Below are 24,303 nucleotides of genomic sequence, written 5' to 3'. Positions count from 1 at the left end.
GATTACACCCCTGTTTCGTATACGATCAAGCGGCGAGTTGACCGTCGCGGGCCACCACGCACCCACCCTTGAGGACCAGTTTCCGGGTCGGCACGCCTACCACGGCGGCGGCCGGCGTCGGCGCCTCCACCGTGACGAGATCGGCCCGGGCGCCCACCGCGAGTCCGTGATCCGACAGCCCGAGAACCCGCGCGCCGCCCATCGTCCCGGCCGCGAGCGCCAGTTCGATCTCCTCGTCGGCCAGCAAGCGGTCACGGAACGCGACCGTGCTGATCCGGCGCAACATATCGCCGTCGCCGTAGGGGGTCCACAGATCACGGATGCCGTCGTTGCCGAGCGCGAGGGTCGCGCCGGCCGCGTGCATCACCCGCAGCGGGACCACCGGCGCGTCACCGACCGCGCAGGTCACCATGGCCACCCCGGCCGCCGTGAGTCGGTCGGCGATCCGCCGCTGATCATCGGCGGGCAGCGCTCCCATCGCGTAGGCGTGACTGATGGCCACCCGGCCGCCCAGCCCGGTGGCCTCGGTGCGCTCGATGATCAGATCGAACTCCCAGGCGCCGAGGGCGCCGGCGTCGTGCAGATGGATATCGATCTTCGCGCCGTGGCGTTCGGCCAGCCCGAACAGCAGGTTCAGCTGACCGGCCGGATCGCCGTCGAACCCGGCGGGATCTATCCCACCGACCACCTCGACGCCGCCGGCCAGGGCCTCGTCCAGCAGTTCGGCCGTCCCGGGACGGCTGATCAGCCCACCCTGCGGAAAGGCGACCAGTTCGACGTCCACCCGGCCCGCGTGCCGGGCGGCGGCGGCCCGCACCGCTTCGACACCGGCCAACCCGACCTCGGGATCGATATCGATATGGCTGCGCACATGCGAGGTTCCGCCGGCGATCATGGCCGCGAGCAGGTTGGCCGAGTAGTCGGGGTTGGGGATGCCGAGTTCGGCCCGGCGGCCCTCGCCGTTGGCGATCCGGCCCGCCAGTGATCGGCCGCCGGTATTGGGCACCCAGGGACCGCTCCACAGAGTTTTGTCCAGGTGGCAGTGGGTGTCGACGAATCCGGGCAGCACCAGCGCACCGTCCAGGTCCAGGGTTTCGACCCCGGCCGCGTCCAGGTCGGCCCCGATGCGTTCGATCCGTCCGGCCCGGATCAGGATGTCGGCGGTTTCCAGCGGTTGGGCGGGCATCCACGGACGCCCGTTGCGCAGCAGCAGATCGGTCATATTTCCTTCTCTCGGGTTCACGTGAACAACATCGCGATGCCCGCGCCGGCACCGAAGACGATGACCACGGCGCGGAAGGCGCCGGGGCGCAGGCGGTCGGAGATCTTGCCGCCCACCATTCCGCCGATCAGGCACGCGGGGGCCAGGATCGCGACCGACAACCAGTCGACCGGGCCGAACAGGGCGACCGCGATGGTGGCGGTGGTGGAGACGGCGAGGGTGAGGACGCTCTTCAGGCCGTTGAGCAGATTGATCGAGGCGTCGATACCGAGCGCGAGCGCGGTGAGCAGCACGATCCCCATGCCTCCGTTGAAGTAGGCGCCGTAGACACCGCCCAGGAACACACCCGCGAACAGGGTGAACCGGGAGTCGCCGCCCCTGTCGGCCAGGGTCCGCGAGATCAGCGGCTGCGCGGCGAACAGGGCGGTGGCGGCCAGGATCAAGTAGGGCACCAGGGCGGTGAACACCTCGGGCGGCGCCGCGAGCAGCGCCACGACTCCCCCGAGCGCGCCCGCCGTACCCACGACCACCAGCCGGGACAGCAGGCTGCGATGGTCGGCGACCCGGGAGCGCAGCGCGGCGGCGCCACCCAGGTATCCGGGCCACACGGCTACGGCATTGGTCACGGTCGCGGTCACAGGCGGAAGGCCGGTGGCCACCAGCGCGGGAAAAGAGAGCAGGCTGCCGCCGCCGGCGATGGCATTGCAGATACCGGCGCCGAAACCGGCGGCCAGCAGCAGAACCGCGTACACGGGATCCATGTCGTCCTTCCGATCCGAAGTGAGACCGGATCGTATACGAAATGGGCGCGGGGTGTCGATCGTGTGCGGCCGGTCACGCCGCCCGCACCGGCGCCTTGCACGGTCCGCACCGGCACTTCGAGTAATTTCCTGGTATCCAGTTGGAGTACCGGGCGGCGGATCGTATGCGACCGACCGCCGATCACCACCCGAGCCGAGGACGATGTGGACAGCAGCAACCCGCGGATGACCAAACAGCAGGTGTGCCGCGCCATTCGCGACGACATCATCCTCGGCACCTTCGCACCCGGTCAGCGACTCACCGAGGACACCCTGGCCGAGAGCTACGGGGTCTCGCGCGTTCCGGTTCGAGAAGCGTTGCGCACCTTGGAAGCCGAGGGGTTCGCCTATTCGCGCCCGTACGCCGGCACCTTCGTCGCGGAACTGACCGAGGCCGAGGCCGCCGACCTCCTCGAGATCCGCGCGCTGCTCGAACCCCTGTGCGCGAGCCGGGCCGCGCACCGGCGCACCCCGGAACAGCTCGGCCGGCTCAAGGAACTCACCGCGCTCGGCCAGGAATCCGTACGAGCCGGTCGCCTGGACGATCTGACCAGGCTCAACAGTCGATTCCACGAGGTGCTGGCCGAGGCGTCGGGCAGTAGTCTGCTGGCCCAGTTGATCACCCAGCTCGGCTGGAAGATCGCCTGGGTGTACGCGGTCGAGCTGCCGCGCCGGGCGGCCGATTCCTGGTACGAGCACGAACGGATCTGCACCGCCCTCGAAGCCAATGACGCGGAGCTGGCCCAGCGCCTGGTCACCGAGCACATCGCCCACGCGACCACCGCGTACCGGCTCCGGCACGCCCGGCCCGCCGTGACGGGGTCCGGTTCGTAACCTCGGCGAAGCATTCCGCGGGCCCATCGGAAACACCAGGGTCGTATACAACCGGTGTCACTTTTTTCGCGCCGGGAGGATCCATGACAGAGCTGTCGCTGCACGACGCGCCAGAGGTATCGCTTCGCGACGCGACCGATCTGCTGCTGCGAAACGCGCGCATCGACGACGCGGCCGCACCGGTGGATATCGCCGTCGAATCCGGTGTGATCACCGCGATCGGCGCGGCGCTACCGCTGACCGCGGCGAACGAGATCGACTGCGCCGGCCGGGTGGTGATCCCCGGCCTGGTGGAAGCACATGTGCACCTGGACAAAGCGCTGCTGGACAGCGAAGGCCCCGAGCACAGCGGCACCCTGGCCGAGGCGATAGCGATCACCGCGGAGCTGAAACGCGATTTCACCGCCACCTCTATCCGGGACCGGGCACGGCGCGTGCTGGAGCAGGCGATCACCCACGGCACCACCGCGATTCGCGCCCACCCGGATGTGGACCCGATCGTCGGACTCCTGGGCGTCCACACCCTGCTGGAATTGCGGGAGGAGTTCCGCGGCCGGATCGACCTGCAGATCGTCGCGTTTCCGCAGGAGGGGATCTTCCGCGCGCCCGGCACCCTCGCATTGCTGCGGGACAGTCTGCGCGACGGCGCCGATGTGATCGGCGGCTGCACCTACAACGAGGATTCGCTGCGACAGTGCCGCCGCCATATCGACCTCGTCTTCGAGCTGGCCGCCGAGTTCGGGGTCCCGGTGGACCTGCACGCCGATTTCGCCGACGATACCGCCGACCCCCGCTTCGCCCTGGCCGATTACATCGCGGAGGTCACCGACCGCACCGGTATGGCCGGACGGGTGGCGATCGGTCACGCGACCTCGCTCGCCGCCCGGGAGCCCGCGGACCGGCGCCGGGTCCTGCTCCGGCTCGCCGACGCCGGCGTGGCCGTGGTCCCGCTGCCCGCCACGGATATGTTCCTCGGCGGCCGCGCCGACAACGCCAATATCCGCCGCGGTATCGCGCCGGTGCGGGAACTGTGGGATGCCGGGGTACGGACCGCCTACTCCTCCAACAACATCCGCAACGCCTTCACCCCGTACGGCAACGCCGACCTGCTCGATATCGGCCTTTTCCTGGCCCAGACCTCACATCTGTCCGGTCCCGCGGACCTCACGCAGGTCCTCGGGATGGCCACCTACGAGGCGGCCGCCGTGATCGGAATCGACGACCGGTACGGGTTGCGGGTAGGGGCCGCGGCCGATCTGGTGGTCCTGTCCACCCACCGGGTCGCCGACGCGCTGCTGGACCGTCCGGACCGGTGTTATGTGATCAAGGCGGGCCGGATCGTTGCGCGCACCACCCGGACCAGGGAACTACTCCCGGCGACCCCGGTGTGAGGACGGGCCACCGGTCCGCGCGGCCGGCGACCGTCAGGCCGCGGCCCGGTTTCCCTGGTGGATCAGCGCATCGATCCTGCGCTTGTAGTCGTTGAATTCCGGCGCGGTCACCTCACGGACGCGCGGCAGCCCGATCTCGACGATCTCGCGGACCTGCCCGGTCGTTCCGTGCGCACTGCCACCGGCCATGACCACCACCCGGTCCGACAGGTACACGGCCTCTTCGACACTGTGGGTGACGAAGACGATCGTCACCCCGGAGTCCTGGTGGATGCGGGTGAGTTCGGTCTGCATATCGGTGCGGGTGAGGGCGTCGAGCGCGCCGAAGGGTTCGTCCATGAGCATGACGGCGGGCCGGTTGGCCAGCACCCGGGCGATGGCGACGCGCTGCTGCATACCGCCGGACAGTTGATGCGGGAAGGAGTCGCGCACGCGGGTGAGCCCGACGGTCCCGAGGCACCGGTCGGTGGTCTCGCGGATATCGTCGCGGGTCATCCGGGCCTGTTTCGGGCCGTAGGCGATGTTCTCGGCGACGGTCAGCCAGGGGAACAGGCCGTAGTCCTGGAAGACGACGCCGCGGTCGGGGCCGGGGCCGGTGACCGGCTCGTCGCCGACTTCCACCGACCCCTGCGTCGCGGTCTCGAATCCGGCGAGGATCCGCAGCAGTGTGGATTTTCCGCAGCCGCTGGCGCCGACGACGCAGACGAATTCGCCGGCGGCGATATCCAGCGACACCTCGTCCACCGCGAAACCGGGCGCGCCCGGATAGCGTTTGCCGAGGCCCTCGACGACGATCCGGGCGGGGCGGCGCGGCCGGCGGCGCGTGGAGTAGATCTTCATGGTGATCACCTGATCCGGGAGAGGGTCATGGGAGAAGGGGACGCCGCCCCACGAGCAGCCGCACGGCGAGCATCATGATCCGGTCCGCCAGGAACCCGGCCAGGCCGATCACGATCATGACAGCGACGATGAGGTCGGTACGGGACTGTTCCCGCGCCTGGGTTATCAGGGCGCCGAGGCCCACTCGAATGCCCACGGTCTCCCCGACCACCAGGATCACCCAGGACAACCCCAGCGCGATCCGCAGACCGGAGACGATGGTGGGCATCGCGGCCGGCAGCACCACTTTGTACAGCGTCTGGGCGGGCGGCGTGCCGAGCATGGCCGCGGCCTCGAACAACCGCTCCGGGACTGCGCGGACACCGGCGACGGTGTTGATCAGGATCGAGAACACCGCGGCGAGGAAGACCAGGAAGATGGTGGCGCGGTCGCCGAATCCGATGATCAGCAGCGATAACGGCGCCCACGCCGTCACCGGGATCGGGCGGATCAGATTGAGCGTCGGTTCGAGCATCCGGAAAACGGTCGGCGAACGGCCCATCACGATCCCGAGCGGCACCGCCACGGCGGCCGCGATCGCGAACCCCTGGACCACCCGCAGTGTGCTGGCGTAGAGGTGCAGCCACAGGGTGCCGCTGTAGGAGTCGTCGACGATTCCGCCCACGGCCAGATCGGCCAGCCGCCGCGCCACCTCGTACGGGGTGGGCAGGAACTGCATCTGGATCCCGAACGGCAGGGTCCAGCCGCCGCCGACGCCGCGGTCCCACAGCAGCAGCACGATGATCGGCACGGGTAGCGCCCACAGGACCGCGCCGGCCCGGGCGCGGTAGCGGCGGGCCCGGCCGTCCGGCGGAGCCGAGGTGTCCGGCGGTACGCGCGCGGCCGTCTCCGCGTCCGTGACCCCGAGTGCGGTCATCGCTGCGTACCCGCGGTCTCGAGGAATTCGGTCCGGAAGACCTTCGCCATATCCGGCGCGGCCGGCAGCTGGTCGAAATCGACCATTTGGCGGGCCAGCTCCGTCACCCGCTGCCGGAACTCGTCGTCGAGCTCCCAGCGCAGAGTGACGTTCTCGATGGCGATATCGGTTACCGCGCGGTCCGTTCCGAAGGTCTGGACGAGTCCGTTCGCCCAGGCGTCGTGATCGCCCTTCATGAAATCGATGGCGCGGGCGAAGGTCCGCACGGTGTCGCGCGCCCGGTCGGGCTGTCCGTCGAGGAACTCGCCGTTGCCGCCGAGCACGATATTGGTCGCGCCGATCGGCGTCTGGTAGGGCGAGACGATCTGGTGGGCGCCGGCCTGCCGGGCGATCGATACACCCATTTCCGCGCTCAGGAAGGCGTCTACGCGGCCCGCGCTGTAGGCGCCGGCCATATCCGAGTACGCCAGATTGATCAGTTGCACATCGGTGTCCGGGTCCAGTCCGTGCGCCCGCAAGGTGAGTTTCAAGGCGATCTCCTGCGAGGACCCGGCGGGGAACCCGATCCGCTTGCCCCGCAGATCCTCCGGTGTGCGGATCTCCGGACGGCCGACGAATCCGGACCCGCCGTCGGCCGCCGACGCGATGATCCGCACGTCCTGTTCCGCCGCGATGCCGGCGAGCATCGCGGGTGCGCCCAGGACTCCGATATCGACCGCGCCCGAGGCGAGGGCGTTCTTGATATCCGGTGAGTTCTCGAACAGCACGATCTCGTAACTGGTGTTCTCCGGGGCGAAGCGCTGCATGAAATAGGGGGCGTAGAGGTGCGGCTGCCCGCGCAGCGTCCCGATCCGGATGGCGTTCGGGTCGCCGCCGGCGCTGTCGGGTGTGGCGATGCAGGCGGTCAGGCCGGCCACGGCCAGCACCGTGACCACGATGACCGAGAGGATATGGCGAAGTGGATGTTTCATGGTCGATCCTCACTGTGTGGCGATCCCTCGGCCAGGACAGCGGCAGTGCTGAGTGCGAGGCGGATCAGGGAACGGTCGGCGCCCGGCGCACCGAGCAGGCACCAGCCGGCCGGCGCCGCACCCGGGCGCGGCGGAGTCTCGGTACCCGGGCGCGGCGGGAGCGTCGCGCCGGGGCCCGGCGGCATCGTCGCGCCCCGGCCCGGCGGCATCGTCGCGACAGGGTGCAGCGGCATCGTGACCGCGGGCAGCCCCGCGATGGACGCCAGGCAGGTCAGCCGGAGTGTGCGGGCGCGGACGGCCTCCCATACCGGCCGCCCCGCCGAACGCGGTGGGGCCGGTGTCGCGGTGGTCGGCAGCACCAGGGCGCGACCGGCGAGCGCGGCTCGCAGCGTCTCGGCGGCCTCGTCCAGTACGCGGCGCGCGGCCGCCGCCTGTGCCCCGGTCACCGTCGCGGCGAAGGCGAACCGCTCGGCCACATCGGGTTCGAGCACGCCGGGATGTGCGGCCACCCAGTCGCCGTGGTTGGCCCAGGCTTCGAAGGCCTGGACCGTCCGGAACGCGGCGAGCCAGGTATCGGCGGGCGCGACCTCGACCGGCGTGGCGCCGAGCCCGACGGCGAGGGCGCGTACCGCGGCCGCGATCGACGGGTCGGCGTACGCGCAGATCGCCGGGTCCACCACGAAACCGCGGGACGCGGCACTGTCGCCGTCGAGGACACAGTCCGCGACGGCCGCCAGGGTCGCGCCGTCCCGGGCGACCCAGCCGACGCTGTCGAACGACTGGGCGAGCGGGAGCAGGCCGGAAGTGTCGACCCGTCCGTGTGTGGTGCGGATCCCCCACAGACCCTGATACGCGGCCGGCACCCGGATGGAGCCGGCGGTATCGGTCCCCAGGCCGATGCCGACCTCGCCGCGGGCCACCGCGACGGCCGGACCACTGGTGGAACCGCCCGGGATCCGATCGGGCGCGGCCGGATTCACCGGCATGCCGAACCCGCCGTTGCCGCCGGTGAGGCTGTAGGCGAATTCGTCGGTGTGCGCGATACCGGCGACCTGTGCGCCCGCCGACAGCAGACGCGCCACCACGGCCGCGTGACGCGGCGCCGGGGCCTGCTCCTCCTGATAGGCGGGAACGCCCGCGCCGACCGGGAATCCGGCCACCGCGTACAGGTCTTTCACGGCCACGGTCTGCCCGGTGAGCGGTCCCGGCGCGGTCGCGCCGACCAGCGGCGCCCCGGCCACTCGCCAGACGGTGGTGTCGATCTCGGGGTCCACGGCCGTCCCGGTCACCGCACTCGCTCCAGGATCCGGCGCGCGAACGCGGTATCGGCCGCCCGGCCGAAGTCCGCCCGGCGCACGGCCCCGTGCACGCCGCGCACTTGGTCGACGGCCTGCGAGATCGTGAAATCGGCGGCGGCGCTGAGGTACAGGTAGGCCTGCCGGGGGTCGGCCTCGAACAGGCCGGTGACCAGTTCCACGGCATGGGTCACGCACAGTTCCAGGGCGGTGTTCAGATCGGCGTGCAATCCGGTGGGGATGAGCAGCCCGTGGGCGGCGGCGAACGGTCCGATCCGGCCGCCGAACCCGCCGGCGATTTCCGCGGCCGGGATCAGGTCCAGGGTCAGTGTCGCGCGCAACGGAGCCTCCAGCGCCGTCAGCGCCACTTCGCCGTCGCCCTGCGCGAAATGCGGATCACCGATATAGAACAGAGCCTCCGGGGCCTGGACGGGCAGGAACACCGTGGCGCCCGCGGTGAGCAGTTTGACGTCGATATTGCCGCCGTGCGGCCCGGGCGGTACCGAGTTCACCCTGGTCCCGGTATCGGTGGCCACGCCCATGATGCCCAGGAACGGCGCCAGCGGAAAGGTCGCGTGCCCGGCCCGCCCGACCGCGTCGAGCGGCATCGTGGCGAACCAGCCGTCCTCGTGCGGTGCGACTCGGCAGAACTGTCCGTAGTCGCCGTCGAATCCGGCGCGGCCGCTGAGCACTCCGCGTCCGTGCCGGGTGGACACCACACCGTAGGGTGCGCGCATGGTGAGCGCGTCGATCCGCACCGCCAGCAGATCCCCGGGCCGGGCGCCCGCGACCGCGATCGGGCCGGTCACGATATGCGGCCCGGAGCCGGGCTCACGCGGCCGGCCCGCCGCCACCGCGATCGCGTCGTCCAGCACCTCCGCACGGTCCACGCCGTGACTTCCGAAGTACCGCACCGGGTCCGAGCCCTGGTCTTCGAGGATTCCCTCGTGGCTCACGGTATCGACGACCACCGTGGTTCCCGACGTCACCGTGACCACCGCGCGGTCGGCGCGGCAGGGCAGCCGCCCCCAGAGGACCCTGTCCGGTTCTGCGGGAACGTAGACCGCCGCCGGGTCGATTCCCGTGTGCTGCTGCAGAACCGGGAAGGCCGCGGCCTGTTCCTGACGTGCCAGCGTCGTCACCGCGACTCCTTATTGGTCAGACCACCTGATGCACCGACCATAGGAGCAGGGGACTTCGGCCGCGAGCGCGGTCACGGAACGTAACGGCCGATTTACAGGTGCGCAACACAACCCGCGAAATACCCTGTAGATCGGTAACTTCGCCGAATCATTCGGACCGCCGGACCGAGCGTTGCGACAATCCGCGTGCCGCTACGTAGAATTCCCCTGCACGCAGATCACCGACATTGGTCGGACCATTTTACTCACCGCCGTGCTCGCGAACCGCGACCCGCGGCCGGGTGTCCGGCACCGAGAGAGGGCCCGTATGACCTTCGCATCGATACCCCCGATGCGCCGCCACTCGCGCAGTGTCAGCGCCGAGGTCGCGGCGCACCTGGAACGGCTGATCATCAGCGGCGAACTGCGGGCCGGGGACCGGCTCCCACCGGAACGCGAACTCGCGGCGAGTATGAACGTGTCCCGGTCGTCGTTACGCGAGGCGATGTTCGAACTGGAATCGAAGAAACTCGTGGAGCGTCGGCAGGGCCGGGGCAGCACGGTCGCCGATATCTCGCGGGGCGCCGCACAGCTGTACGGAAACCTGGCCGATCTCGACGTCGAACTCGGTTACGCGACCGAACTACGCGACCTGGTCGAGCCGCGGATCGCGGAACTTGCCGCGCTGCGCGCCGTGGACTCCAACCTCCTATCGCTCGACACCGTGCTGACCCGCTCCCACGAGAGCCTCCCGCCCGAGGAGTCGATGCGCCTCGACATCGAGTTCCACACACTGCTGGCGCACGCCGCGCAGAATCCGCTGCTGGTCACGCTGTGCACGATGACCACCGAATGGACGCAGCGCACCCGGACGCTCTCCCATCGCACCGCGCTCGGCCGCCGGATCTCGATCCAGGGCCACGAGATGATCTACCGGGCGGTTTCCGATCGCGACGGCGCGGCGGCCGCCGCCGCGATGGAACAGCATCTGCGCGAGGTCCGCGAGATCAGCACACCCGGCGTTCCGTAGCGTCGCCGGAGGTCGCGCGGCGGAGGTCAGCGGGCCACTTTAGCCGAACTTAACGAATCACCGTTCACTTTCCACTATTGTCGCGATCGCCGGGCAGTTGCCCGGCGGGACCGGCGCCGCGCAACGGCGCGCGGGTCCCCTATCGGCTCGGCGGTCGGATATCGACCGCTCCGTTCCGTAGAGGAGCAGTATGTACCCCGGCGCGCATGTCGATCGCTTCCCCGATAAACCAGCCGTTATTCTCGCCGAGACCGGCGAGGTGCTGACCTATCGGGAGTTGGAGGACAACTCCGTCCGGCTCGCCCGGCATCTGCACGCCGCCGGATTGCGCAGAGGCGACCACATCGCGTTGCTGTCCGGAAACGACCCGAAGGTCTACGAGGTCTATTGGGCCGCGCTGCGATCCGGGCTTTACATCACCGCGGTGAACCGGCATCTGTCGCCGGAGGAGATCAGCTACATCGTCGAGGACTGCGGCGCCCGGGTGCTGATCGTGTCCGCGGGACTACGGGAAGCCGCCGAAAAGGTCGCCGTGCAGGTTCCGGGAATCGATGTCCGGCTGGCCTTCGGCGGCCCCGTCGACGGCTTCGAATCCTATGCGGACGCCTTGGCCGCCGCCTCCCCCGAACCGCTGCCCGACCAGCCGCGCGGCGCCGACATGCTGTACTCCTCCGGCACCACCGGGCGGCCGAAGGGCATCAAACCGGCGCTGCCGGACCGGCAGGTGGGCGATGCCCCGGGCGATACCTTCACCGCCGTTTTCGGTCCCCTCTACGGATTCGACACCGATACCGTCTACCTCTCCCCGGCCCCGCTCTACCATGCCGCGCCGCTGCGCTTCGGCGGTGTGGTGCACGCGCTGGGCGGCACCCTCGTCGTGATGGAGCGGTTCGACGCCGAGCGGGCCCTGGCGGCGATCGAGCGCTACCGGGTCACGCACAGCCAGTGGGTGCCGACTATGTTCGTCCGGATGCTGAAGCTCGACGAGTCCGTCCGCACCCGCTACGACCTGTCGAGCCTGAAGGTCGCCATCCACGCGGCGGCGCCCTGCCCGGTCGACGTGAAGCAGGCGATGATCGACTGGTGGGGCCCGGTGCTCTACGAGTACTACGCCTCGACCGAGGCCAACGGCGCCACCTTCATCGACAGCGAGCAGTGGTTGCGCAAACCGGGTTCGGTCGGGCCGGCCGGTATGGGCACGGTCCGGGTGTGCGGCGACGACGGCGCCGAACTGCCGACCGGCGAGATCGGCACCATCTATTTCGAACGCGAGGAACTCCCGTTCGCCTACCACAACGACCCGGACAAGACCACGCAGGCGATCCACCCCGGCCACCCCACCTGGACCACCACGGGCGATATCGGCTACATCGACGCCGACGGTTTCCTGTTCCTCACCGACCGCAAGGCGTTCATGATCATCTCGGGCGGGGTCAACATCTACCCGCAGGAGATCGAGGACGCGCTCGCCCTGCATCCGAAGGTCCTCGATGTCGGGGTGATCGGCATCCCCGACGAGGAGATGGGTGAATCGGTGCAGGCCGTCGTCCAGCCCGGCCCGGGTGTGGAGACGGGTCCGGAACTGGCCGCGGAACTGCGCGAGTACCTGCGGGCCCGCATCGCCCACTACAAGGTGCCCCGCAGTTTCGACTTCGCCGACGAACTGCCCCGCACACCGACGGGCAAGCTGGTCAAGGGGAAATTGCGGGCGCAATACCTGTGATCGGCGGGCCGGAACCGGCGAGCTGAGAACCCGTCACCCCACCGCGACCAGCGATGTTTGCACCGGCGCGACCGGGAAATACCGCGCCCAGGAGGACTGGGCGATGACCGACGACGCGGAGAAACGGTGGTCCGACGACGGAAACTTCCGCCGGGCCGTGCGCTACACGCTGGCCGTGCTCGGCGTCGCGGCGCTGGTGTGCGCGATCACCGCGGTCTGGGCGGCGACCGGGCGGTGCCGCGACGCCGACGCGCTGCTCTGCGACGCGCCTACCCGGACCGCGGTGCTGTTCGGACCGGGCCTGGTGTTGTTGCTGGGCGGGATCGGCGCCTTCATCGAGACGGTCCGGGTCCTGCGCCGCGGCGGGACCTGGCCGATCTGGCAGGGCGCGGGCTGGTTCCTGTTCCTGATCATGCTGTTCTATCTGGGGATGGGCGCGAGCACGATACCGGCGGACTGACCCGCCCGGATACCGCGTTCGCCCATCCCCGGGTGCGGCGAACGCCCCGGTAGCCCTGCTAACTCACCCGCACCTGTGGCAGACTTCCGTGGAAAGCTGGGACTACGGCCGCTCGACTCGTTGGGGTCGGCAGGTACCGTGCGCGGAAGGTGATGCGGGAATTGAGATCGCGATGGACCTGATCGCCATCGAGGGCCGGGTGGCCGCGGACCGGATCGCGGCGCGTGACCGCACACCGGAGGCGGAACTGCAGCTGGCCACCGGCTTGTGCGAACTCGCCTCGGCTTATCTGGCCACCCAGACCGACGGTTCGGTGCGCAACCGGGTGGCGGGCGCCCTGGAGCCCGCCCAGGAAGCGGTGCTGATCCGACTGCGCTGGTTCACCTCGGGCCATGTGTCGGCGGTGTTCGCCAACGAAGTCCAGGACACGCTGCGGCTACTGGAGCAGGCGGCCCGGGCCATCGGGCATCGTGAGCTCGCGACCGCCACCATCCGCGACGCCTGTAACGCCTACACCCGGGTCGCGCACGATTATCCGAACGCGGCCGGTGTCTGCGCGGACGGCCTGTCGAAATGCGGTGTGTGGCTGTGCCGGCTGGACCCGGGCGCGGCCGTGGTGGCCACCAACGAGGCGGTCCGGATCCGCGCGACGTTGTTCGAAGCCGACGCGGAGCAGTCGCGGAAATACCTCGCGACCCTGAACACCCTGCTGCGCACCCTGATGGTGGGCAGGCAGCGGAAACAGGCCGTGGCGATGTACCGCGAACGCTATACCGCGCTCACCAGCCCGACCATGGCGGCGCAACTGCGGGCGCTGAAGATCGAGGAGATCGGTTTCACCGCCAAAACGCAGTCCGCGCTGCGGAAACTGGAATGCCGCACGCTCGAGCGCGCCGGTTATCTGACCCAGCAGCAGATCCTGTACCAAAGCGCCGGTGATCTGGCGACGATCGAGGAGATCAACTGGCAGCTGGCTCTGGTCGGGCTGAAACCACTGGTCGCCGGCGCGATGCCGGACCAGCCGTCCCGGCCGGTGGAGATCGGTTCGTCGTTCGGCGCGCTGGGCGTGCTGTGCTCGGCGCCCGACGCACTGACCCTGGTGCGGGACGCGATCATCGCCGCCTACACCGCCGCGGGGGCGGAGCCGGTGGATATCAACACCGCCTACGGGGTGGACAAAGCACATTGGGGCACCCGTGATCCGCAACTGAACGCCGCCGCCGAACTCGGTGAGGACATCGTCCTGGTCGAGCGATTGTCGGGGAGCTGGGTCGCGGTCAAGTCCCTGAAATGGGAGTTGACCCCGGTCGCGAAGAATCCGCTCGCGCTGTACCTCTCCCAGCAGTGGCCGGTCATGAGTGTGACCAGCACCGAGAATCTGGCCTACGAGTTGTGCTGGTACGAGCAGGGTTCGGCGACCCAGTACGCCGCGCTCGGCCGTCCCGCGGAACCGGTCGCCCTGGATACCCCGTTGTCGCCGTTGGACTTCGGCAAGCTCGCCGATTACGGCGCCGATTACGCCTCGGAGACCCAGATCCGGTCCGCTTTCGGCAACGCCACCATGTTCGCGAAACTCACCGAGTTGCCGGCCAGCGGTATCCGGCAGGCCGCCGAGGCCCAGCCGCTCGCCGGATACGGCGAACGGGTGCTGTGTTTCCGGGCGTCGGAGGCGAAACGGATGAGTGCGACTCGCGGTACCGCCTGACCTGCTCCCTCCCCTGTAACACATCGTTGCCGGAGTTCGAATAGAACGCCTGGTGGGAGTAGACGTTTCCGATACTGAAATGCGTTGCTTTCGCTAATGTCTGGACGAAAGCGTGGCGCATTGCCGGGAGACCGCAGTGCCGGGATAGTTGGGCGGTGAGCCGGACCGATGATGTCGGACGCGCGCATGCCCGGGAACGAGTTGATCTACTGTGTCCAAGCGGCTGCCTGTCCCCGATTTCATTCGGACACACCGATCCAGACCTGGTCGAACGCGGGGCCGGGTGGGTATCCGGACCCGCCTGCTGGCGATCGTGCTCATCACCAGCAGCGCATTGCTGGCGGTCGGCGTCGGCGCCGCGGCCTATCTGGTGCGTTCCGGCCGGGCGGCACAGGAATGGGCCGATCTGGCCACTAGCACCACCACTCCCGCCATCCTGATGGTGCAGGGGCTCCAAGAGGAACGCCGCCTCTCGCTGCTGTACCTGGCCGGCGATCCCGGGGCGGCCGGCCAACTGGTGGACGCGCGGAAACGCTCCGATCTCGCGCTGGCCACGGTCACCGCCAAGGGCGACGCCGCCATGCGGCTCGATCCCGACGGATCGGCCGCTCAACTGGAGGGCTACCAGAAACTGTTCGACGCGGTGCCCGGCCTGCGCGCGGCGATCGAGGCGCGCACGATACCGCGGGAGGAAGCGTTCGGGTTCTTCAGCGCGGTGATCGACACCATCATCAGCGCGTCCGTGCTGGCGGCCCGGGTGGCGCCCGACGCCGGCATCGGGATCGCGCTCAATTACGGAGTCGAGCCGTTGCGGGCCGCCGAATCGCTTTCCAAGGCCGACACTCTCGGAGCGGTCGCGCTCACCGTCGGCGAGTTCACCGGCGCGCAACTGGTCGAGTTCAACCGGCAGATCGGCGAATTCCGGGGCGAGGTGGCGTATTCCGGTGCCTTGCTGAAAGGACAGCGGCTGGCGCAACTGCGGTCCCTCACCGACTCTCCGGCCTGGCATCAGCTGATCGCGATGCAGGACGCCGTCATGCTGCGCGGGCCGGCGCCCGCCGCCGACGCCGACCCGGACAGCACCGGCTACGGCGCCGAGCAGACCACCGATTCCGATGCCGCCGCCCTGCCGTCGAGCGTCGCCGACTGGCAGCGAGCGTCCGGCGAGGTCGTCGGCGCGCTACTGAAGCTGTGGGAGGACCAGAGCGGCGACGCCCATGCCACCGCGCGGGCCCAGGGTGCGGATACCGCGAACCGATCCCTGGCGGGCGGCGCCGCGGTCCTGCTCATCACGATTCTGGCGTTCGTCGCCGCCCTCGTACTGGCGAACCGGTTCATCGGCCGGATGCGCCGACTGCGCAACGACACCCTGGAACTGGCCGACGAGCGGCTGCCCGACATCATGCGGCGCCTCGACAACGGCGAGAACGTGGACTCGGCCGCCGAGGTGTCGCGCCTGGACTTCGGCACCGACGAGCTGGGTGAGGTCGCTCAAGCGTTCAACCGGGCGCAGGTGGCGGCGGTATCGGCCGCGGTGGCCGAAGCCCGGACACGTGCCGGATTCCACACGGTGTTCCTCAATATCGCCCACCGCAACCAGCTGGCGGTGCATCGTCAGCTCACCCTGCTCGACCGGGCCGAACGCCAGGAGGAGAACGCCGATCAGCTCGAGCTGCTGTTCCAGCTCGACCATCTGGCCACCCGGGCCCGGCGCCACGCCGAGAACCTGATCGTGCTCGGCGGCGAACAGTCCGGCCGCCGCTGGCGCAATCCGGTCCCGCTGTGGGAACTCATCCGTGGCGCGGTGGCGGAGAGCCTGGACTACACCAGGATCCAGACCGGCCGGGTGGCCGAGGTGCTCATCGCCGGCCAAGCCGTGGCCGACCTGATCCATCTGCTCGCGGAGCTGATGGACAACGCCACCTCGTTCTCACCCCCGGAATCCCGCGTCGAGGTATCGGCGTCGGTGGTCGGCCGCGGGGTCGCGGTCGAGGTCACCGATCAGGGGCTGGGGATGACCGAGGAGGAGATCACGGCGCACAACCGACTCCTGGCCGAACCCCCGGACTTCGGGGTGGCGGCGCTGACCGGCGATACTCGCCTGGGCCTGTTCGTGGTGGCCACCCTGGCCGCCCGCCACGGTGTTCCGGTGCGCTTGACGGAGTCGGTCTACGGCGGGATCAAGGCGATCGCGCTGATCCCGACCGCACTCATCGAGTCGGGTGGGCCGCGCCCGCCGGAGCATCCGGCTCTCGAACCCGTCCCGGCCTCGGTGCCGCCCGGCGAGCCCTTCGTCTCGCCGGCCGCCGAACCTGCACCGGCCGTCTCCGGTGGGGTACATCCGATGACCGTCATCTCGAAGCCCCGCCCGGACGAAGGCGCCCGCCCGGTGCTGCCGCGCCGTCAGCGGCAGTCCACCGAAGCCGATACCGGGGTGATCCCCGTCGTCGATCTGCCGCGCACCCGGACCCCCGAACAAGCTCGGAATCTGATGACGGCCATCGACGGCGGCACCCGGTCCGGCCGCCGTCCCGATACCGAATCGCCCACCACCGATCACACTCGCGAAGAAGGCAACGATGACCGTTCCCCCGCGCACTGACCTGAGCTGGCTGCTGGAAGAAATGGTGGACGGGTTGCCCGACGCCGACTCCGCAGTCCTGCTGTCCACCGACGGACTGCTGATGGGCCATTCGGCCGGACTCGAACGCACCGACGCCGAACGATTCGCTGCCATGGCATCGGCCTTCCACAGCCTCGCACGCAGCGCCGGCAGCCATTTCAAGGCCGGCGGGGTCTGCCAGACCGTCGTCGAACTCGACCGCGCCGTCCTGTTCATCACCGCCGCCGGCGGGAACGCCTGCCTCGCGCTCTTGGCCGCCGAGTCCGCGAACATGGGTATGGTCGCGTTCGAGATGAACCGGACTGTGCAGCGGGTCGGCAGCCATCTGGCCGTCGACTCGCGCCCGCGGCCGAACGGTGCGAGACAGCCGTGAACGCGCCGCGCGACCCTTGGGACGAGGAGGAGGCCGGCCCCGTCGCGCGCCTCTACGCGATGACCGGTGGCCGGGGTCGCACCGGGCGAACCGAACTCACCCTGGACACCATGGTGGTCGATATCGGCGCCGGGTTCGCGCCGCGGCGGAGCGAACCCGAGTACATCGATATCGTGCGGGTCTGCCGGGTGCCGCAATCGGTGGCGGAAGTATCGGCACAGCTGCGCGTCCCGCTCGCGCTGACCAAAGTGCTCATCGGAGATCTGATCGACGACGGCCGGCTGATCGTCCGTCCACCGGCCGAGACCACGAACGATATCGGCGATCTCGGCCTGCTCCGGACGATCGCGAACAGTCTGCGGGGAGGTTGAGCCCGGATATCCGAGCGGATGCGGCAGTAACGATTGTGTATTCCCGTACGACGAACCGAGACCGGCCCCGGCGGCCGCACCCGAGCAGGAGGCGCCGACGATACCCGAAACACCGCAGGTGATACCCGTCGAACAGGGAACGGGAACGCACAGTTCGGCACCGATGGATCCACCCCGCACAGCACAGGCCGACCACACCCTGTAGCTGCCATCACACCGATACCCCGAGGCCCGCTCGGTGAGACCGGTCTCCGGTATGCGCGCAGCTTTCGCTATGGTCTGGACGAAGGCTGATGCATTGCCGGGCAACGGCAATGCCGAGAACATTGGGTGATGCGCCGGTCACCACGGTGTCGCACGCGCGCATCCCCGGGAACGGGTTGATCTATCGTGGCTGTTCGGCGGCAACTGCCCGAATCACTGGTGCGGGCGGTCCGGTCCGGCAGAAACGCGACGCGCGGCCGGCTGGGCATCCGGGCCCGGCTGCTGTCGATCGTGCTGATCACCAGCGTCACCTTGGTGATCGTCGGTGTCGGCGCCGCCGGGTATCTGGTGAAATCCAGTCTGACGGCGACGGTGTGGGCCAATCTGATCAGCAGCACCACCACGCCGGTCATCTCGATGGTGCAGTCCTTCGAGGAGGAGCGTCGGCTGTCGCTGCTGTATCTCGCGGGCGACCCGAGCGCGGCGAACAGTCTGGTGGACGCACGCAAGCACTCCGATATCGCGCTCGCCGCGGTGATCGCCAAAGGTGAGGCGGCCCAACGGCTGAACCCCGGCGGATCGGCCGCCGAACTCGAGACCTTCCGGCCGCTCTACAGCCGGGTTCCCGGTGTGCGCACCGCGATCGACGCCCGCGCGATGCCGCAGGAGGAGGCGTTCGGATTCTTCAACACGGTGATCGGCACCATCCCCAAAGCGTCGTTGGTGGCGGCCCGGGTCGCGCCCGGCGCCGGGCTCGGCATCGCCCTGGGTTACGGCGTCGAACCGTTGCGCGCCGCGGAGGCACTGTCGCAGGCCGACACCCTCGGCACCGTGGCGCTCGCCCGCGGTGAGATCACCGCGGGTCAGCTGCTCGAGTTCACCCGGTATACGGGCGAGGTCCGCGCACAGGTGGCGTATTCGGCCACGGTGCTGACCGGGTCGCGGCTGGCCCAGCTGCGGGCGATCACCGACTCACCGGACTGGCAGCAGGTGATCGCCATGCAGGACGCCCTCGTCCTGCGCGGTCCCGTGCCCGCGGGCGAGCCCGCCGCGGACCCGTCCGGAACCGGCGAGGACTACGACGAGACCGATGTACCCGAAACGGCCCCCCTGCCGATGACCGTTCCCGCCTGGCAGGAAGCGTCCGGTCGGCTCAACTCGGCCCTGCTGGCACTGTGGGAGAGCCAGAGCCGCGACGCCCATGCCATCGCGCGCACGGAAGGCACCGATACCGCCGGGTTGTCGCTGATCGGTGGTGTCGCGGTGCTCATCGTCACGGCAGTCGCCTTCCTCGCCGCGATCATCGGGGCCAACCGGTTCATCGCCCGGATGCGCCGGTTGCGCGACGACACCCTGGAACTCGCGGACGAACGTCTGCCCGACCTCATGCGCCGGCTGGACGACGGCGCCGATATCGATACGGCGGCCGAAGTGGCCCAGCTGGACTTCGGCACCGACGAACTCGGCGAGGTGGCCGAGGCGTTCAACCGGGCACAGGTCGCCGCCGTGTCGGCGGCCGTGGCCGAAGCCAAGACCCGGGCCGGTTTCCGGACGGTCTTCCTCAATATCGCCCATCGCAACCAGCTGGCCGTGCACCGCCAGCTGGCACTGCTGGACCGAGCCGAACGTCGGGAAGAGAACGCCGACCAGCTCGAGCTGCTGTTCGAACTCGACCACCTGGCCACCCGAGCCCGGCGCCACGCCGAGAACCTCATCGTCCTCGGCGGCGAACAACCGGGCCGGCGGTGGCGTAAACCGGTGCGCCTGTGGGACCTGATCCGGGGCGCGGCCGCGGAAAGCCAGGAGTACACCCGGATCCACACCGGGCAGGTCCCCGAGGTGCACATCACCGGCCAGGCGACGGCCGACCTCATCCATCTGCTCGCGGAGCTCATGGAGAACGCCACCGCGTTCTCGCCGCCGGAGTCGCGGGTCGAGGTATCGGCGTCGGTCGTCGGCCGCGGTGTCGCCGTCGAGGTCGCCGACCAGGGTCTGGGAATGTCGGCGGCGGAGATCTCCACCCGGAACGAGTTGCTGGCCGCGCCCCCGGATTTCGGGGTGGCGGCACTCACCGGCGAGACCCGTCTCGGCCTTTTCGTGGTGGCCACGCTGGCCGCCCGGCACGGCGCGTCGGTGCGCATGTCGGAATCGGTCTACGGCGGGATCAAGGCGGTCGTGCTGATTCCGACCGCACTCATCGAATCCGGTGGCCCCACCGAACCTCCGCCCGCCGAAGAACCCGCCTATGCGGCGGTGTCCAGCGGTGCGCCGGACACCGCTCCCGCCGCAGCCTCCGCGGTGGCGCGATCCACTTCCGCTGCCGCGCAGCCGGTCCCCGCCGCACCGGTGTCGCAGCCCGGCGCGGGCGGCCGTCCCGCACTGCCGCGACGACGCCGACAGCAGACCGACCCGGAGCCGGAGCCGACTCCGGTCGCCGACGACACACCCCGTGCCCGCACACCCGAGCAGGCACGGAACCTGATGGCCGCGATAGAAGGCGGCACCCGGTCCGGACGTCACCCGCGTCCCGATTCGACCGATAGAACTCGACAGGAAGGCGACGATGACCACTCCGCCACGCACTGACCTGAGCTGGCTGCTGGAAGAAATGGTGAGCGGGTTGCCGGACGCCGAATCCGCGGTCCTGCTGTCCACCGACGGACTGCTGATGGGCCATTCGGCCGGACTCGAACGCACCGACGCCGAACGATTCGCCGCCATGGCATCGGCCTTCCACAGCCTCGCACGCAGCGCCGGCAGCCATTTCAAGGCCGGCGGAGTCTGCCAGACCGTCGTCGAACTCGACCGCGCCGTCCTGTTCATCACCGCCGCCGGCGGGAACGCCTGCCTCGCCCTGCTCGCCTCCGAGTCCGCGAACATGGGCATGGTCGCCTATGAGATGAACCGAACTGTGCAGCGGGTCGGCAGCCATCTGGCCGTCGACTCGCGCCCGCACCCGAACGGCGCGCCGCAGCCGTGAGCGGCCCGCACGACGACCACTGGGACGAGGAGGACGCCGGCCCCGTCGTACGTCTCTACGCGCTGACCCGCGGCCGGGGTCGTACCTCGCGCTCGGACCTCACCCTGGACACCATGGTGGTCGACACCGCGCCCGGGCTGGCGCCGCGACGGTCCGAGCCCGAATACGTCGACATCGTCGGCCTGTGCCGGGTCCCGCAGTCGGTGGCGGAGGTGTCGGCGCAGCTGGGCGTCCCGTTGACGCTGACAAAAGTGCTCATCGGGGATCTGGTCGACGACGGCCGGCTGATCGTCCGCGCCCCGGCCGACACCGGCGACGACGCGGATCTGGGTCTGCTCCAGATGATCGCGAACAGCCTGCGCGGCAGCTGATCCGGTAGGTCAGGTCAGCCGCGCGGCGAGTCGTTTCGCGTTCATATGGGCGATCGCCTCGATCGACACCATCGGGTTGACACCCGAGGACGTCGGGAAGCAGGACGCGTCGGCGACGACGATGTTCGGCACATCCCAGGTGGCTCCGTCCGGGTCGGTGGCGGAGAGATCCGGTGAGCCGCCCATCCGGGCCGACCCCATGATGTGCAGGGCGCCGAGCGCGCACCGGCCCGGGCCGTATCCCGCGGTGCGGGCGGCGGCGGCGAATTCGTCGTGCGAACCCCGCACACCGGGTTCGTAGGAGACACCGGCTTGATGTCCGGAGAAGATGCGGCGCGCTCCCGCGGCTTCGAGAATCTTCGCCGCGCCTTCGATTCCGGTGTGCAGGTGGGCGGCGTCGTAGTCGGAGATGCGGTAGTCGACGGTCGGTTCGCCGTCTCGGCCCACCTGCACCGTGCCCGAATCGCGGTCGCGGGTGATGATGCCGACGGCGTTGGTCCGGGCGAAATCCAGCATGGTGGTCCGATGACCGGCGGCGCCGCGCCAGCTCATGAACCCCGTGGACGATCCGGGATGCAGCGGCCCGGTCTCGTAGATGACGCCGTAACCGTTGCCGTCGAGATCGGCGTCGTGACGGCAGATCCGGGTCTGCAGCCCGCCTTCCCAGGGTCGGATCTCCTCGTCGAACACCCCGAACACGGCCGCCGCCGGATGCAGCCGCAGATACCGGCCGATATTGTCGTTGCGCAATCCGGACCGCTTCAGCAGCGCCGGGGTCTGGATCGCACCGGCCGCCACCACCACGGCTCGGGCCCGGATCTCGAAGTCGACTCCCGCCGCGCTGCGCACCGATACCGCTTCGGCGCGGCCGTCGCGGACCTCTATCCGGCGCACCTCGGCGTCCACGATGAGGCGCGCGCCGCGCGCGGCGGCATCGGCCAGCCACGTTTTGGTGACCGACTGTTTGGCGCCGATGCGGCACCCGTTCCCGCATCGGCCGCATTCCACCCCCGCGTCGCAGGCGTCGGTGACATTGCGCGGCAACGGATCCACCGCCCAGCCCAGTGCACCGGCGCCGCGTTCGAGCACGCCGTCGCGCGGCGACAGGATCGAGCGGCGTTCGTTCACCCCGAGCCGGCGTACCACCGCGTCGAGCGATTCGGTGAACTCGTCCGTACCGAACTGGTTGGCGCCCAGCGCTGCCCACTCCGCCCGCACGCTCTCGGGTGTGGCCAGCGAGGTACTCCAGTTGACGACCGTTCCGCCACCGAGGCAGGTCCCCGCCACCAGCGTGATCTGCCCCTCGGCGGACGCGGCCGGTCCGGGCGAATACAGCTGTTGCAGGCCCGCGAGTTCGCCCGCGCCGAAATCCTGGTCGTCGTAGTAGCCGCCGCGTTCGACGACGATCACCTCGAGTCCCGCCTCGGCGAGGACGGCGGCCGCCGTCCCGCCGCCGGCGCCCGATCCGACGATCACGACATCGCAGGTGAGCGTGCCGGGTTCGGTGACCCGCTGCGGGGACAGCGCGGGTCGCGGCGCACTCGGCAGCGGGCCGGGCGGTCCGGGGTACCCGATCTCCTTCCACAGCGGATGGAATCCGGTCGGCCCCGGGGTGACGTTGTAGGCGAGCAGCGAGGCCTGTTTGAGCGCTTGGAAAACCGCGCGGACCGCGCCGATCCGGGAATCGCCCAGTCGCAGCAGCGCCCGCTCCCGGTCCTCCTGCGACAGCGTCGAGAACCGCCGCGGCCCTCGGCCGGTGAGCAGACCGGTCAGGGGCGAGTCCCATACGTCCAGCAGGGTCGCCAACTGCTTGCTCTCGGCTTCCCTGGGATTGCGTCCGAGTAACTCGAATACCGTGTCCACGGCGCCGAGTTCGGTCGCCGACGGCAGCGTCATCCCGTCGCCCGGCACGAATGTATCGCAGATCGTCCCGAGCGCGGCACGCTGTTTGGCAGTGACCTTCATACCCATCCGCCTTTCAGATCCCCGCTGTTCTATCACGCCGGGTGAACCTTCGCTCACAAATAGCGGCGAATGCAGGCAATTGGATACAACAGGCAGCAGAATAGTAAATTACTTCGCCGCCTCTCCCCGACAGGTGAGAGCCGGTTCCCGGAACACCACCGCGAGCTGGAGAACAGCCGACCGAGCGGCGCCCATGACGCGCGCGAACGCGACGTTCGTTCCGATCCCCCGCTTCCGCGCATGGGAAACCGAGCCGACCGGCCCGTGGGAACCAGCGGACCGGCACGAGCCGCGATCGGCGTCAGAACAGGGTCATCGGTTCCGCTTCGGCCGGGTCCGGGAGCGGGTCGAGATCCGGTACGAGTTCGCGGACCTCGTCGTGGAAACTGCGGGCCAGATCCCGTGACGACGCGTTGTCCGGGGTGTGCAGGAAGACAGTCGGCGACCGCCCCTCACGCAACCAGTCCACGGTCTGCTCGACCCAGGGCGCCCACCCCGCCACCGTCGCCGCCGGGTCGTCGCGGCCGTGGTAGCGGACGATCGGCCGATCGGTGAGCGCACGCATCCGGCGCGGCAGCCGCGGCTTCTTGGACCGGGCTTCGAGTTCGGCCGGGCTCGAAGCCGGGGCGGCGAACAATGTGGTGGTGTCGAACGGAACCCATTCCACCCCCATCCGGGCCAGCCCGCCTTCCAGGTGCGCGGCGGTGTGTTCATCGGTGAAGAAGGCGGGATGGCGCACCTCGACCGCCACCCGCAGGTCTTCCGGTACGGCCCGGACGAAACCCGCCAGGGCGCCGAGGTCGTTCGGGCCGAACGACGCGGGCAGCTGGATCCACAGCGCGTGCATCCGGGGCCCCAACGGCTCCATGATGTCGAGAAAAGCGTTCAGCTCCTGGTCCGCCCCCGCCAACCGCCGCTCGTGCGTGATCGTCTTGGGCACTTTGATCACGAACCGGAAATCCGGATCGGTCTGCGCCGCCCATGTCTCGACCGTCCGCCGCGCCGGGACCGCGTAGAACGTGGTGTTCCCTTCGACCGCGTTGCACCAGTGCGCGTAACCGCGCAGTTTGTCCCCGGTGACCGGCCATGCGGTGTGTGTCCACATGGC

21 protein-coding genes are annotated in these 24,303 nt (G+C 69.6%); 12 read left to right on the top strand and 9 right to left on the bottom strand.

All coding sequences use genetic code 11. The annotated features are described in order from the left end of the window. Positions 1 to 25 precede the first annotated feature (25 nt). Entirely contained in the window at positions 26 to 1,222 is a 1,197-nt protein-coding gene (locus OG804_RS27935) for an amidohydrolase (RefSeq protein WP_328391519.1), read from the bottom strand. Positions 1,223 to 1,239: 17 nt separating this feature from the next. Beyond that, positions 1,240 to 1,983, bottom strand: a complete 744-nt coding sequence (locus OG804_RS27930) for a sulfite exporter TauE/SafE family protein (protein ID WP_328391517.1) — start codon at positions 1,981 to 1,983, stop codon at positions 1,240 to 1,242. A gap of 204 nt (positions 1,984 to 2,187) precedes the next feature. Between OG804_RS27930 and OG804_RS27925 the strand changes: the two genes are divergently transcribed. Then, complete coding sequence (locus OG804_RS27925; RefSeq protein ID WP_328391515.1) at positions 2,188 to 2,856, top strand: GntR family transcriptional regulator; 669 nt, start codon at positions 2,188 to 2,190, stop codon at positions 2,854 to 2,856. 83 nt (positions 2,857 to 2,939) lie between these two features. Next, a complete protein-coding gene (locus OG804_RS27920; protein ID WP_328391513.1) occupies positions 2,940 to 4,247 on the top strand; it encodes an amidohydrolase family protein in 1,308 nt (435 codons plus the stop codon). A gap of 33 nt (positions 4,248 to 4,280) precedes the next feature. Here OG804_RS27920 and OG804_RS27915 read toward each other — a convergent pair whose 3' ends face one another. From OG804_RS27915 to OG804_RS27895, 5 genes are read right to left on the bottom strand one after another with little or no spacing between them, the layout of a single operon-like run. Beyond that, a complete protein-coding gene (locus OG804_RS27915) occupies positions 4,281 to 5,087 on the bottom strand; it encodes an ABC transporter ATP-binding protein (RefSeq protein ID WP_328391511.1) in 807 nt (268 codons plus the stop codon). Between the two features lie 25 nt (positions 5,088 to 5,112). After that, entirely contained in the window at positions 5,113 to 6,003 is an 891-nt protein-coding gene (locus tag OG804_RS27910; protein WP_328391509.1) for an ABC transporter permease, read from the bottom strand. Next, positions 6,000 to 6,974 carry an ABC transporter substrate-binding protein gene (locus tag OG804_RS27905; protein ID WP_328391507.1) on the bottom strand — a complete coding sequence of 325 codons (975 nt, stop codon included), beginning with the start codon at positions 6,972 to 6,974 and terminating at the stop codon, positions 6,000 to 6,002. The genes OG804_RS27910 and OG804_RS27905 overlap by 4 nt, the downstream gene beginning before the upstream one ends. Then, a complete protein-coding gene (locus tag OG804_RS27900) occupies positions 6,971 to 8,263 on the bottom strand; it encodes an amidase family protein (RefSeq protein ID WP_328391505.1) in 1,293 nt (430 codons plus the stop codon). The genes OG804_RS27905 and OG804_RS27900 overlap by 4 nt, the downstream gene beginning before the upstream one ends. Continuing rightward, positions 8,260 to 9,411 carry an acetamidase/formamidase family protein gene (locus OG804_RS27895; RefSeq protein WP_328391503.1) on the bottom strand — a complete coding sequence of 384 codons (1,152 nt, stop codon included), beginning with the start codon at positions 9,409 to 9,411 and terminating at the stop codon, positions 8,260 to 8,262. Before OG804_RS27895 ends, OG804_RS27900 begins: the two co-directional genes overlap by 4 nt. A 307-nt stretch (positions 9,412 to 9,718) precedes the next feature. Here OG804_RS27895 and OG804_RS27890 point away from each other — a divergent pair, with 307 nt between their 5' ends. From OG804_RS27890 to OG804_RS27845, 10 genes are all read left to right on the top strand, one after another. Then, on the top strand, positions 9,719 to 10,420 hold the full coding sequence (locus tag OG804_RS27890) for a FadR/GntR family transcriptional regulator (protein ID WP_328391501.1): 702 nt from the start codon (positions 9,719 to 9,721) through the stop codon (positions 10,418 to 10,420). Between the two features lie 190 nt (positions 10,421 to 10,610). Continuing rightward, a complete protein-coding gene (locus tag OG804_RS27885) occupies positions 10,611 to 12,143 on the top strand; it encodes an acyl-CoA synthetase (RefSeq protein ID WP_328391499.1) in 1,533 nt (510 codons plus the stop codon). A gap of 103 nt (positions 12,144 to 12,246) precedes the next feature. Continuing rightward, positions 12,247 to 12,603, top strand: a complete 357-nt coding sequence (locus OG804_RS27880) for a hypothetical protein (RefSeq protein WP_328391497.1) — start codon at positions 12,247 to 12,249, stop codon at positions 12,601 to 12,603. Between the two features lie 172 nt (positions 12,604 to 12,775). Next, positions 12,776 to 14,308, top strand: a complete 1,533-nt coding sequence (locus OG804_RS27875) for a hypothetical protein (RefSeq protein ID WP_328391495.1) — start codon at positions 12,776 to 12,778, stop codon at positions 14,306 to 14,308. A 283-nt stretch (positions 14,309 to 14,591) separates the two neighbouring features. Next, positions 14,592 to 16,910, top strand: a complete 2,319-nt coding sequence (locus tag OG804_RS27870; protein ID WP_328391494.1) for a sensor histidine kinase — start codon at positions 14,592 to 14,594, stop codon at positions 16,908 to 16,910. Beyond that, entirely contained in the window at positions 16,888 to 17,304 is a 417-nt protein-coding gene (locus OG804_RS27865) for a roadblock/LC7 domain-containing protein (protein WP_328391492.1), read from the top strand. Before OG804_RS27870 ends, OG804_RS27865 begins: the two co-directional genes overlap by 23 nt. Continuing rightward, complete coding sequence (locus tag OG804_RS27860; RefSeq protein WP_328391490.1) at positions 17,301 to 17,675, top strand: DUF742 domain-containing protein; 375 nt, start codon at positions 17,301 to 17,303, stop codon at positions 17,673 to 17,675. The genes OG804_RS27865 and OG804_RS27860 overlap by 4 nt, the downstream gene beginning before the upstream one ends. A gap of 390 nt (positions 17,676 to 18,065) precedes the next feature. Continuing rightward, on the top strand, positions 18,066 to 20,465 hold the full coding sequence (locus OG804_RS27855) for a sensor histidine kinase (RefSeq protein WP_328391488.1): 2,400 nt from the start codon (positions 18,066 to 18,068) through the stop codon (positions 20,463 to 20,465). Continuing rightward, complete coding sequence (locus tag OG804_RS27850) at positions 20,443 to 20,859, top strand: roadblock/LC7 domain-containing protein (protein WP_328391486.1); 417 nt, start codon at positions 20,443 to 20,445, stop codon at positions 20,857 to 20,859. Before OG804_RS27855 ends, OG804_RS27850 begins: the two co-directional genes overlap by 23 nt. Beyond that, positions 20,856 to 21,230, top strand: a complete 375-nt coding sequence (locus OG804_RS27845; protein WP_328391484.1) for a DUF742 domain-containing protein — start codon at positions 20,856 to 20,858, stop codon at positions 21,228 to 21,230. Before OG804_RS27850 ends, OG804_RS27845 begins: the two co-directional genes overlap by 4 nt. A gap of 9 nt (positions 21,231 to 21,239) precedes the next feature. On the opposite strand, the gene OG804_RS27840 is transcribed toward OG804_RS27845, so the two are convergent. Together OG804_RS27840 and OG804_RS27835 are read right to left on the bottom strand one after the other, a co-directional pair. Then, positions 21,240 to 23,195 (bottom strand): GMC family oxidoreductase, encoded by a 1,956-nt coding sequence (locus OG804_RS27840; protein ID WP_328391482.1) that lies wholly within the window; start codon positions 23,193 to 23,195, stop codon positions 21,240 to 21,242. Positions 23,196 to 23,496: 301 nt separating this feature from the next. After that, complete coding sequence (locus tag OG804_RS27835) at positions 23,497 to 24,300, bottom strand: DUF72 domain-containing protein (protein ID WP_328391480.1); 804 nt, start codon at positions 24,298 to 24,300, stop codon at positions 23,497 to 23,499. Positions 24,301 to 24,303: the final 3 nt, after the last annotated feature.

Source organism: Nocardia sp. NBC_00416, from assembly GCF_036032445.1.
Lineage (GTDB): Bacteria > Actinomycetota > Actinomycetes > Mycobacteriales > Mycobacteriaceae > Nocardia.
The sequence above is the reverse complement of the archived record's forward strand: the minus strand, read 5'-3'. Positions and strand labels throughout refer to the sequence as shown.